Source organism: Paenibacillus sp. GM1FR, assembly GCF_002803315.1.
Taxonomy (GTDB): Bacteria; Bacillota; Bacilli; order Paenibacillales; family Paenibacillaceae; genus Paenibacillus; species Paenibacillus amylolyticus.
In genome coordinates this window covers 1-12,318 of the sequence record NZ_MKZL01000066.1, presented here as the reverse complement: position 1 = coordinate 12,318, position 12,318 = coordinate 1, and the positions used below count along the sequence as shown (strand labels likewise).

Below are 12,318 nucleotides of genomic sequence, written 5' to 3'. Positions count from 1 at the left end.
CTTTTCTAGTAGACTATACAAATAAATATTAATGATAGACTACCAGGAGGTTAGACGATGCTGCGATTAGGAGAGAAGGTTGTCATCGTCGCGGATGCGTTTGAGCAGAATCTTCCTGTGGGGGAATATGGTTTCATCATCGCTTATGACCGGAATCCGGACAATGCGTTCGATTACGTGCTTCGAGTGCCGCAGGTGAACCGGAACTTTTTTGTTCCATCCGGCGACGTCGATCTGGAAGAGGTTCTGCTGAAGCAGGAAGCTGAGCGGGTCGAGCGAGAAGCGTTGATAGATTACGCCCTTGCGACACACAATGAGAAGCTGTTTCATCATCTGATGAACGGAGATTTTCAAGCTGTGGAAGAGGAAGAGGAAACCGCGAACGATGTTATGTCACAGGCGGATTTTATAAAGCAGGTTAATCTGCGTGCATGGATTTAGAATTTTAAGAGTCGGCTGATGCCGGCTCTTTTTTATTTTATAAGTTTGATTTTAGCTTCCCGGAAGCCCGTCAGGTCATTTGCATTGAATTGTCGAACTATCTCACCTATAATGAAAAAAGTTATCTTGAGACTTTAGCCCGTTAAACGAGCGATTCGTTTCAGGTCGTTTCGGGAATCAGAACGAATGAAGGAGGCATCCGCTAATGAGTATTTCGAATAATGACGTTCAGCATGTGGCCAAGCTGGCCCGGCTCAACTTGACTGCTGAAGAAGAACAGACCCTGACAGGTCAGCTGAACGCGATTTTAAAATATGCAGAAAAGCTGAATGAGCTGGATACAGAAGACATCGAGCCCACCACTCACGTTCTGCACGTAAGCAATGTTATGCGTGAAGATGAGACCAAAGAAAGCCTGTCGATTGAACAGGTGATGCGCAATGCACCGGAAGAAGAAGACGGGCAGTTTAAAGTGCCTGCAGTAATGGAATAACGGATAACCGGAAGGAGGACAAAAACTGTGAGTTTATTTGAACAATCGTTGCCTGAGTTACATAACAAGCTGCATGCCAAAGAGCTGTCGGTCAGCGATCTGGTGGATCAGGCGTATCAGAACATTGGCGCGCATGACGATAAGGTTAAGGCATATTTGGCACTGGATGAAGAACAAGCACGCGCTCGTGCACGTCAACTGGATGACCGTCTGGTTAGCGGCGAGGAGAAAGGTTTGCTTTTTGGCCTGCCTGTAGGTATTAAGGATAACATCGTTACGAACGGACTGCGCACGACGTGTGGCAGCCAATTCCTTCGTAATTTCGACCCGGTGTATGACGCGACAGTTGTTGAGAAATTGAAAGCTGCGGACACCGTAACTATTGGTAAACTCAACATGGACGAATTTGCCATGGGCGGCTCCAATGAGAATTCAAGTTTCTCCCCTGTGCGTAATCCATGGGCACTGGATCGTGTTCCAGGAGGTTCCAGCGGTGGTTCGGCAGCAGCTGTGGCTGCGGGAGAAGCATACTTCACGCTTGGATCAGATACAGGTGGCTCCATCAGACAGCCTGCTTCGTATTGCGGTGTTGTTGGATTGAAGCCGACGTACGGACTTGTTTCCCGCTTTGGATTGGTTGCATTTGCATCATCCCTGGATCAGATCGGACCTTTGACGAAAAATGTTGAAGATTCTGCTTATGTATTGCAAGCTATTGCTGGTTATGACGCCAAAGATTCGACATCTGCAAAAGTAGAGATTCCGGATTATTTGAGCGGACTGACAGGTGATGTTAAAGGGCTTCGCATTGCTGTTCCGAAGGAATACATCGGTGAAGGCGTAGATCCACAAGTGAAAGAGACAGTACTGTCTGCATTGAAAGTTCTCGAAGGGCTCGGGGCAACATGGGAAGAAGTATCCCTTCCGCATACCGAATATGCGGTGGCTACGTATTACCTGCTGGCATCTTCAGAGGCTTCTTCCAACTTGGCTCGATTTGATGGTGTACGTTATGGCGTGCGTGCTGACAATCCGGATAACTTGCTGGATCTGTACCATCAGTCCCGCAGTCAAGGCTTTGGTCCCGAAGTGAAACGACGTATCATGCTCGGAACGTATGCACTCAGCTCGGGTTACTATGATGCCTATTATCTGAAAGCACAGAAGGTACGTACATTGATCAAACAGGATTTCGACAATGTATTTGCCAAATATGATGTCATTATTGGACCAACTGCGCCAACTACGGCGTTCAAACTGGGTTCACAGGTGGATGATCCACTTACAATGTATCTGAATGATATTTTGACTATTCCGGTTAACCTTGCTGGTGTACCTGCTGTTAGCATTCCATGTGGATTCTCCGATGGATTGCCTGTTGGCCTGCAGATTATCGGTAAAGCCTTTGATGAAACAACCGTATTGCGTGTAGCGCATGCGTTTGAACAAAATACAGAATTCCACAAGCAGCGTCCGCAGCTGTAGACTGCCCGGAACGGAGGAATATAGAAATGTCCGCATCTAAATATGAAACGGTCGTTGGACTTGAAGTCCACGTGGAGTTGCATACCAACTCCAAAATTTTCTGTGGCTGCTCCACAGCTTTTGGAGCTCCGCCGAACACGCATACCTGCCCGGTCTGTCTCGGACATCCGGGTGTACTGCCAGTACTGAATCGTCAGGCGGTAGACTACGCCATGAAGGCAGCGATGGCCCTGAATTGTACGATTGCTGATGTCAGCAAGTTTGACCGTAAAAACTACTTTTACCCCGATTCACCAAAAGCTTATCAAATCTCGCAATTTGATCAACCAATCGGTGAGAACGGCTGGATTGATATCGAAGTGAATGGTGAAACGAAACGAATCGGCATCACACGTCTTCACTTGGAAGAAGATGCAGGGAAGCTTACCCATATCGATGGCGGATACGCTTCTCTGGTGGACTTTAACCGTGTCGGTACTCCACTCGTTGAGATTGTATCCGAACCTGAGATTTCTTCTCCGGAAGAGGCGCGTGCGTATCTTGAAAAAATGCGTGCGATCATGCAGTACTGTGATGTGTCGGACGTGAAGATGGAGGAAGGATCACTGCGTTGTGACGCTAACATCAGTTTGCGTCCACATGGACAGGAGAAGCTCGGAACAAGAGCTGAACTGAAAAACATGAACTCCTTCCGTGGTGTTCAGCGTGGTCTCGAATATGAACAATATCGCCAGGCTGAGATTCTGGATGATGGCGGCGAAGTGGTTCAGGAGACGCGTCGTTGGGACGAAGCTCAAGGAAAAACACTGTCGATGCGTGGTAAGGAACAGGCGCATGACTATCGTTATTTCCCGGACCCGGATCTGGTGAAGCTTCATATCGATGAAGCCTGGAAAGAGCGGATCAGAGCTACCATACCTGAGCTTCCAGACGAGCGCAAGGCGCGTTACACGGCTGATTATGGATTGCCTAGCTATGATGCAGAGGTTATTACCTCCTCCAAAGCTGTGGCAGATCTTTTTGAAGATAGTCTGAAATACACTCAGGATGCGAAGTCCGTATCCAACTGGATCATGGGCGACTTGCTGGGTTACCTGAATACGAGCAACCTTGAAGTGACTCAAGTTCCACTGACAGGTCAAGGCTTGGGTGAGATGATTGGCCTGCTTGAGAAGGGCACAATCAACAGCAAAATCGCCAAAACGGTATTCAAGGAAATGCTGGAGAGTGGTAAGCTTCCACAGCAGATCGTTGAAGAGAAGGGTCTTGTTCAGATTAGTGATGAAGGCGCCATTCTTGCCATCGTTGAGCAGGTTGTAGCGAATAATCCTCAATCCGTGGAAGACTATAAAGCTGGTAAACAAAAAGCCATTGGCTTCCTTGTTGGTCAGGTTATGAAAGAAAGTAAAGGCAAGGCGAATCCCGCTCTAGCCAACCAACTGCTTGCAGATGTACTGAACCGCTAATCCTTCCGGTGAGGCCGGACAGAAAGAGGCTCGTCCCTGTGACAGCCTCTTTTTGGTATTAATAGATACAAATGTATTTCGGACGGGGGAACGGATATGAACATTCAACCATTGTCACTGAGTGATCTGGAGACGTTGGGACAGTTATGGAGACTACAACATGTGGCCTATCGATTGGAAGCCGAAATCATCGGATTTCAGGAGATTCCTCCTTTGATGGATTCGATGGAGACACTTCGGGATTGTGGAGAGAGTTTTTATGGTTGTATCCATGATGACGGAGAGCTTATAGGGGCTGTCGCTGTAGCGGAGGAAGAGGAGGATTCACTGACCATTACACGAATGATGGTGCACCCGGATCACTTTCGCAAGGGAATTGCGGCCTCTTTGATGACGTATGTGTTGGAACAGCATGCGGATCTTCCGCGTTATATCGTCTCCACAGGAACGCTGAATCAACCCGCAGTGAATCTGTACACCAAATTTGGTTTTACGCCTGTGGAAGTCACACAGATTGCACCTGGGGTGGAATTAACGACTTTTCATAAGAATAAACTTTAATAATATTAACAACTTGAGGAGGAATACCGACTTTGGGCGATCCCTGGTTCATTGATGAGTGGCACATTTTATTACGATTATTGCTGGCTATGCTGCTTGGAGGGCTCGTAGGCCTGGAGCGGGAACGGTCCAATCATGCTGCCGGTTTGCGTACCCATATCCTGGTATGTCTTGGCTCTGCACTGATTATGATGTTGTCTGTTTATGGCTTTAAAGATTTTGCTAATGAATTAAATGTAAGGATCGATCCAGCGCGTTTGGCTACTGCTGTAATTACTGGTGTCGGATTCCTGGGAGCAGGGACAATTCTCTTCACGGGAAAATCCATTACCGGACTGACTACAGCTGCTTCAATCTGGGTTGTTGCAGCCATTGGGCTCGCAGCAGGTGCGGGATTCTTTTTTGCCTCTATCGTATCCACCGTTCTGGTATTACTTAATCTCTGGGTCTTTAACAAATTAGAGCTGAGGTATTTGCGAGGGAACAAACTGCATGTTGTTACACTTCATACCTTGTCAGAACCCGGTTTTCTCGAACAATTGTCTTCATGTATGGAGCAGGAGAAGATCAAAATTCGTAAAATCACCGTGAATGAACAAGACCTGGCTTATGCAGAGATGGTGTCGGTTGAACGTAAAATTGAGATTGTATTACATGTCCAGGTACCGCATGATTTCCAAACGGTAGGCTTGGTATCCAAGTTAAGACAATGGGAACACGTTACCAAGGTGTCGATCGAATAAATGAATTACAGCCCTCCCCAGGCCAGTAGTGCCGGAGGGTTTTTGGTCATATCCATATTTCTTCCAGTTACTCTCCTTGCTCTTTAGGGTACTATCTAACCAAATGCATGAAGAGCGGAAGGTCAGATCAGAAGAGAGGAGTATGTTATGAAACGGAGACGTCAATTGAACCCAAAGACTCGTACAGTTCAGACCAAACCGGTCAGAAATCGGACTCACAAGTTTATTGCGGGATTAATGAGTGCCATTATTCCTGGCCTGGGTCATATTTATCTGAGATTGTACATGAGGGGTTTGACCTTTATGCTGCTTGTTTTGCTTGATCTGTCAGCAGTGTTGTACTTCTCATCTATTGGTATACAGATCAATGTGCCATTGCTCATCTTGCTGGCTTTGTGTATTCCGGTTATTTACTTTTACAATGTATATGATGTGTTGCAATCTGCAGATTGGGTCATGATGCGCAGACGTAGAGCAGTAACCCAGGCAACTTCGGACAAGCCGATAACCAATGAACGTTCTACACGAGATGCAATGATGGTCTGGGAGAGAGGCATATCGTTTGGATTACTTCTGATTGTGGGAGGATCTTTGATGGTACTTTTTTTTCGCAAACCACGTTGGTTTCAAGAACTTCTCGCCATGTACGGCGGATATTCATTTGCAGTTCTCATGATCGTAGGCGGTTTGCTTCTGTTTGGTCGTGAGTTCTGGGTGATGTTGAACAAGAAAAAAATGTAGTGGAAACGATACAAGGAGGGAACGTGATGAACCGTAAAGTCCGGGTTGGCCGCTATACGGCTGCCGCCTTAATCATAGCGGTCGGTGTGCTGTTGATTTTGGATAAACGGTGGGGAACTGACTACGTATATGAGATGGTGGACTGGTGGCCATTTTTGCTCGTTGTTTTAGGTGTTGAATATATTGTGCTGTTCCTGTGGACACGCAGAAGAAACAAGGTGCAATCAGATAACCCGAGCAATCCTGATGAGCAAATCAAAGTACGCTTCAGACCCGATGCCAAGGGCATTCTAACCTCACTGATTTTGGCGGCTTCCGTATTTATCGTCACCGAGCAGGATCACTACATGCACTTATGGAATAGAGTGAGTCTAAATCTCGGAGCGGCATCCATGGACTACAGTCAAGCAGCAGGGTATATGGAGGATAAGGGCACGATTCGTGTACCTGTTCGCATGGATACGTCAGACCTGGTGGTTGAAGGTGTCAACGGAGATATCTCGGTACAACGCGGAGATACGGATGAGATTGAAGTACGGACGGTGATCTGGGTAGATCAGACGACGGAAGTACAGGCAAAGGCCGTTGCAGCAGCCTCTTTTGTAGAGGCCGATGGTACAAAAGTAATTTATATCAAAGCTACAGGCAAGACTTATGGAGACAATGAAAAAACGCAGCCACGTATGAATCTTACCATAACGATCCCGGATGATCGTCGTTTTAATCTGGATATTCGAACTTCCAATGGAGCCATATTATTAAACCGTCCGGAAGCCATTAGTACCATACTGGCCGAAACGGGTAACGGACGTATCCGGATTACCAATGCTGTTGGAGATATCTCCGGGAAAACGTTGAACGGAGATGTCATTGTAGCCAACGCCATAGGTAATGTCGATCTGGACAGTAACCGTGGAGATATGAAGGCTCGCGGTATTTCCGGCGATGTAGATCTTGCTACACAAGTGGGAAGTATCAGTATTGCGGACTCCGTTGGTGAATTCATCGCAGAGACACGCAACGGCAATATTACGCTGGATGGAGCCAATCTGGGAATCAAAGCCCAATCACTTAATGGCAGTATTAACATCGTATCTACCAAAGTCGGAGGGGACTGGGATGTGTACAGTGCGGTGGGAGCCATTAACGTATTACTTCCCGAACGTGGAGACTACAGTCTTGCGGGTTCCAGCAGTTATGGAGATCTAAGTACGGATCTGCCGTTCAAAGTACAGAATAAAACCATAGAAGGCCAGCTCGGTGAGGGCGAGTACAGGGTGAAAATTGAAGGCAATAGTGATCTCACCATTCAGAGTAACCCGGCTGTATCTACGCCTGAAGCAGTTACACCTGATTCTGAAGATACGGCTGAGAATCTGGAACAGACAACCGAAGACGGAGTAAATTCCCAGGAGGATTCTACAGAGGTTCCTTGACTGCCGCGTTGACAATAAACTTGTAATCGCCGTACAATAAATGTACACTGGCAAGATTACACGGCATGAAAGATGGATTGTCGTTCTTAATGGCCGGGAATCAACTCTGAGCGAGGAGACAGTAATTTACTCTTCACCAGAGAATGAAAGGTAAGGCGGTGGGTTTTATGGCAACACGTGTCCAACATGCGTTGGAGCATCTGAAAACGACCGGTGTCCGTATTACACCCCAGCGTCATGCCATATTGAACTATCTGATGGAATCCATGGGGCATCCGACAGCCGATGAAATTTACCGAGCCCTTGAACCCCAATTTCCCAGTATGAGCGTGGCAACGGTATATAATAATTTGAAGATGTTTCTGGAAGCTGGCATGGTCCGGGAATTGACATACGGAGATAATTCAAGTCGCTTCGATGCCAATGTGACGGATCATTATCATGTTATCTGTGATCAATGCGGCAAGATTGAAGACTTCAGCTATCCTTCACTCAAAAGTGTAGAGCTTCAGGCGGAGTCTAGTACAGGATTCGAAGTACACGGTCACCGATTGGAAGTATATGGTGTTTGCAAAAGTTGCAGGGATTAAGAGAGTTGAATTACAATATTAACGTGCAGAATTCAGTATGGATTCTTCACGTTTTTTTTTTAGCATTTATGCAAAATGCTCATCTTTATAACAACTTATGCACACATCCTTATGATCAGCATAATTAACGGAGGTAGACGTTTGGGTAGAAAAAGCAGATATACACGTCAGAAGCGACGTTCATTTTGGCCCGGTTTTCTCGGGGCTTGTCTGATCGCCGGGGGGGCTTACTGGCTTATAACAAATGTATGGTTGAACCAGACCCATGAAGACCCCGACTGGGTAGGAAGAAGCCAGCCTATTTTTGTAGATGGGCAACTGATGGATGGAGACGCTCTGGGTACAGGAGATCAACTCAAGTTGCCTGTAGATGTGCTGCAAGAAGCGATTGATGCAGGCATACGTTATGAATCAGAATCGGGAGATATCATTATTGCCTCTCCTCAGCGAGTCCTTCATATGAAAGATGGAAGCACACAAGCAGAACTTAATCACAAAGATTATCCTATGACAGTTAAGCCTGAGGTTAAGGACGGAGAAGCCTATATTCCGCTCAAACCTTTGAAAGAAGTATATGGCATAACCGTACAGGAAGATTCAGTAACAGGTGCTGTGCTGCTGATGCGTGGAGGAGACATGATTCAGTATGCAGAGATTGATACATTGTCATCCAAAGCGGACAAGACCGTGCCGTTATATAAACGTGGGGGAGAATCCTCACCAATCATTGCCGATATGGAAAAGGATGCACGGGTACGTGTATGGCAGACAGGTGATAAACAGAGTTTTGTGCAACTCGATAATGGATATGCCGGATATGTAGATAATGATTATATTGTCCTCACCGAGAAAAAGAAGGTGGACTTGCCCAAGTATACGCCGACTGCAGCAGAGAAGAAGTGGCAGAATAAACCGGTAAATCTGGTTTGGGAAGCCGTGTACAATCGTCAGCCTGATGTGGGCTCTATCGGTAAAATGCCCGGTGTGAATGTGGTCAGCCCCACATGGTTTCATATTACGGATGGACAGGGCACTGTGAAAAGCAAGGGAAACCAAGCTTATGTGAACTGGGCTCACCGTTCGGGTATGGAAGTATGGGGACTCATGGATAACAGCTTTGATCCGGACGTTACAAAAGAAGCTGTAGCTTCTTACGAGACACGCACTCATATTATTGAGCAGATGTTGGAGTATGCACAGACGTATCAACTGGATGGTATCAACATCGACTTTGAGAACGTGTATACAGATGACGGGCCGAATATTACGCAGTTTGTGCGCGAGATCAAGGCGATGGCTCGTATACATGGATTGATGTTATCAATCGATGTAACACCAAAATCAAACAGTGAGATGTGGTCCGCTTTTCTGGATCGCCGTGCATTAGGTTCTTTTGCAGACTATGTTATTGTGATGGCGTATGATGAACATTGGGCGGCTAGTCCCAAGGCTGGCTCGGTAGCATCTCTCCCCTGGACCGAGGCTTCCATGAAACGCATTCTTGAGGAGGATGAAGTCCCTTCTAACAAGTTGATCATGGCGGTTCCGCTCTATACCCGGATATGGACGGAAGAGACGAATGATCAGGGTGAGGTTAAAGTGTCTTCCAAAGCGGTGGGCATGAATGCCATTGTGGAGCTGATCCAAGAAAAGAAACTCAAACCTGAACTGGATCAGGCAAGTGGACAGAACTATGTTGAATATAAGGAAGACGGAGCTACCAAGAAAATATGGATCGAAGATGCCGTGTCCCTTCAGGCGCGGGTGGATTTGATTGCTTCGTTGAAGCTGGGCGGAGTAGCAGCATGGAATCGGAGTTTTGCTAATGCCTCTGCATGGGAGGTATTAAAGCAGGCTGGTTACCAGAAATAATTTACTCGAACTCAGAGTGTCTGATTTCTTTGATTTATTTTCGCTAAGCTCAAAGTTTCTCCTTGGGTAACATCATACGTGCAGTCTACCGTTTTATTGGTCGTAGAACTTATAACTTAACTTCATATTTTAGCTATTGATAACAGCAATAAGGGTTCACTTATAAGCCAAGTCCAAAAAGGTCCGGTAAACATACCGGGCCTTTTTTTGTTCTTCAATGAAATTAAGGTAAAAGACATTTAGCGGTTGGAGACCATTTTGTGCTAACCATCGGTGGGGGGAGCTTGTGTAGAAGGCGCTTTCAGTTGTTGACTGGTCATGTTGGCCCTATTAGGGTCCAGGGTGAGGATGGTATGACAGAACATACAACGATCCGTTTTGCCAAGCATTTTGGTTAACTTCCCGCATTCCGGACAGTCGACTTGTACTGCGCTGGTGGAGAGCATACCCGCCCAGAAATAAATGGCTAGACTGGCCATCATGGCAATCAGTCCAATGACGAGTCCTACAGCTGCGAATACCTTGCCTGCATGTCCCCAGAAAACAATCCCGGCTGTTCCCAGTATCATTAGGCCCATACCTAGCATGGTCAGTAGTAATCCCCAAGTGCGAAAAGCATTAATTTTTGCTGATTTAAAAATCATGAAAAATGCTCCTATCGTATGAGTAGTATTGGACCTGGAAAAGAAGGAAACTTCAGTCTGGATGTAGAATTACATTATAACTGACTTGGCGCTTATCTGCCATGAAATGTATGGAGGGAATCGTGGAATTAAAGAACCTTGCTTTTTTGTCCGAACAGTCGGAAGAGACAGGGGCAGTTGGGGCTATCGCTTATTCCCACCCGGGAGAGCGATTCCACGGCTCCCTAATTCAAGATTTCGAATTATTAGTACTTGTTGTTCATAATGATGATCAATTGAAGTCGACGGTCGGACATTACAGATATGGTGATCTTCGTTATCAGATGATCTATGCGAGCCGCCATGAATTAAAGAGTAGTGTAGTAACCGGGAATCATAATAATCTCACCCAGTGTCTGATTGAAGGTGAGATTATCTGGGAAGCGGACAGCGCCTTAAGTGATTTGCGAGAAGAACTGTCTACCTTTGGGGCAGAATTGCGTGAGCAGAAGCTGCTTCATGAATTCACCAGTTTCTTGAGAATGTATGTGGAGGCCAAACGTCATATTCAGGAAGGTCATGTTGTAGACGCCTACTACAATGTATTAGAGGCTCTGGGGAACTGGGCAAGAATTGTATTGATTGAACAGGGGATATACCCGGATCATGCCGTCTGGACACATGTACAGAATCTGGATCGCGCTTTATGGAAACTATATCAAGAGCTTACCGTAAGCTCGGAGACGCTGGAGCAGCGAGTAGAGCTTGTCCTGCTTGCCTGTGAGTTTTCCGTAATGTCCAAAATGAGTGAGTGCTCAGAACTGCTGCTGCGTGTGTTAAGAAGTCGCAAGGAGCCGTGGAGCATGAATGAACTTGTTCATCATCCACAGTTAAGATTTGTTCGAGAAGATCTGCCTTTGGTAATACGTAAGTTGGTCTTTCGTTCTATTGTAAAAGAATCGGCAGGATGGCCATCAATCGGAGGAGAGGGCCGGGAAATTCGGTATTGGATTGAGGCATAACCTTCTCCAGAGGCCTGACATTATATTGATCACATAAGGGAGGGGAAACCTTCCTTTTTTGTTTGTTTAATAATTTATAAAAAGATGTTGACTCTCATTCACGATATATGATACATTATATTTCGTTCCTCAAACGAGATTATCGTCAACAAACGATAAATTCTTCAGAGGAAAAGTGAAGAACTAAAGCTTCAAAAAAGAAATCAAAAAAAGTTCTTGACGAAAACAAACGAAATGTGTTACATTATTTAAGTCGCCGCCGAAACTTGGTTGAGACGAAAGAAGAAGTAGAACAAATCGTGTTTGATCTTTGAAAACTGAACAACGAGTGAGTAAACATTCTGCTTACAGAATGAACGCGAAAGTTTGAGACAAGCCTTGGCTTGGATCGACTGGAGCACAAATGAGATTTTTAATCTCGTCAGATTCAAAATGAGCTTATCGCTCTTTTCAATACTTTATTGGAGAGTTTGATCCTGGCTCAGGACGAACGCTGGCGGCATGCCTAATACATGCAAGTCGAGCGGAGTTGATAGGAAGCTTGCTTCCTTGATGCTTAGCGGCGGACGGGTGAGTAACACGTAGGCAACCTGCCCTCAAGTTTGGGACAACTACCGGAAACGGTAGCTAATACCGAATAGTTGTTTTCTTCGCCTGAAGAGAACTGGAAAGACGGAGCAATCTGTCACTTGGGGATGGGCCTGCGGCGCATTAGCTAGTTGGTGAGGTAACGGCTCACCAAGGCGACGATGCGTAGCCGACCTGAGAGGGTGATCGGCCACACTGGGACTGAGACACGGCCCAGACTCCTACGGGAGGCAGCAGTAGGGAATCTTCCGCAATGG

General features: G+C 46.2%; 12 protein-coding genes and 1 rRNA gene. 12 read left to right on the top strand and 1 reads right to left on the bottom strand.

Annotated elements, in window-relative coordinates:
* Positions 1-57 precede the first annotated feature (57 nt).
* From PAEAM_RS29395 to PAEAM_RS29350, 10 genes are all read left to right on the top strand, one after another.
* Complete coding sequence (locus PAEAM_RS29395) at positions 58-441, top strand: hypothetical protein (RefSeq protein WP_024631336.1); 384 nt, start codon at positions 58-60, stop codon at positions 439-441.
* Between the two features lie 205 nt (positions 442-646).
* Positions 647-934: an Asp-tRNA(Asn)/Glu-tRNA(Gln) amidotransferase subunit GatC gene (gene gatC / locus PAEAM_RS29390; RefSeq protein ID WP_036607033.1), complete on the top strand. Its 288-nt coding sequence runs from the start codon at positions 647-649 to the stop codon at positions 932-934.
* Positions 935-961: 27 nt separating this feature from the next.
* On the top strand, positions 962-2,419 hold the full coding sequence (gene gatA / locus PAEAM_RS29385) for an Asp-tRNA(Asn)/Glu-tRNA(Gln) amidotransferase subunit GatA (RefSeq protein ID WP_036667997.1): 1,458 nt from the start codon (positions 962-964) through the stop codon (positions 2,417-2,419).
* 26 nt (positions 2,420-2,445) lie between these two features.
* Positions 2,446-3,885, top strand: coding sequence for an Asp-tRNA(Asn)/Glu-tRNA(Gln) amidotransferase subunit GatB (gatB, locus tag PAEAM_RS29380; RefSeq protein ID WP_047841558.1), 1,440 nt, complete (start codon positions 2,446-2,448; stop codon positions 3,883-3,885).
* 96 nt (positions 3,886-3,981) lie between these two features.
* The gene (locus PAEAM_RS29375) at positions 3,982-4,446 is read left to right on the top strand and encodes a GNAT family N-acetyltransferase (protein ID WP_100529809.1); all 465 of its coding nucleotides are present in this window, start codon (positions 3,982-3,984) and stop codon (positions 4,444-4,446) included.
* Positions 4,447-4,478: 32 nt separating this feature from the next.
* A complete protein-coding gene (locus PAEAM_RS29370; RefSeq protein ID WP_017692302.1) occupies positions 4,479-5,189 on the top strand; it encodes an MgtC/SapB family protein in 711 nt (236 codons plus the stop codon).
* Positions 5,190-5,336: 147 nt separating this feature from the next.
* Complete coding sequence (locus tag PAEAM_RS29365; RefSeq protein WP_100529808.1) at positions 5,337-5,930, top strand: hypothetical protein; 594 nt, start codon at positions 5,337-5,339, stop codon at positions 5,928-5,930.
* A 26-nt stretch (positions 5,931-5,956) separates the two neighbouring features.
* Positions 5,957-7,366: a DUF4097 family beta strand repeat-containing protein gene (locus PAEAM_RS29360; protein WP_100529807.1), complete on the top strand. Its 1,410-nt coding sequence runs from the start codon at positions 5,957-5,959 to the stop codon at positions 7,364-7,366.
* A gap of 167 nt (positions 7,367-7,533) precedes the next feature.
* The gene (gene perR, locus PAEAM_RS29355; RefSeq protein ID WP_026081471.1) at positions 7,534-7,956 is read left to right on the top strand and encodes a peroxide-responsive transcriptional repressor PerR; all 423 of its coding nucleotides are present in this window, start codon (positions 7,534-7,536) and stop codon (positions 7,954-7,956) included.
* 141 nt (positions 7,957-8,097) lie between these two features.
* Entirely contained in the window at positions 8,098-9,828 is a 1,731-nt protein-coding gene (locus PAEAM_RS29350; protein WP_100529806.1) for a glycosyl hydrolase family 18 protein, read from the top strand.
* A 263-nt stretch (positions 9,829-10,091) separates the two neighbouring features.
* Here the strand turns inward: PAEAM_RS29350 and PAEAM_RS29345 are convergent, their stop codons facing one another.
* Complete coding sequence (locus PAEAM_RS29345; protein ID WP_100529805.1) at positions 10,092-10,472, bottom strand: DUF2614 family zinc ribbon-containing protein; 381 nt, start codon at positions 10,470-10,472, stop codon at positions 10,092-10,094.
* A 122-nt stretch (positions 10,473-10,594) separates the two neighbouring features.
* Between PAEAM_RS29345 and PAEAM_RS29340 the strand changes: the two genes are divergently transcribed.
* Together PAEAM_RS29340 and PAEAM_RS29335 are read left to right on the top strand one after the other, a co-directional pair.
* Entirely contained in the window at positions 10,595-11,473 is an 879-nt protein-coding gene (locus tag PAEAM_RS29340; RefSeq protein WP_036667991.1) for a nucleotidyltransferase-like protein, read from the top strand.
* Between the two features lie 458 nt (positions 11,474-11,931).
* Positions 11,932-12,318, top strand: a 16S ribosomal RNA gene (locus tag PAEAM_RS29335); the annotation flags it as partial.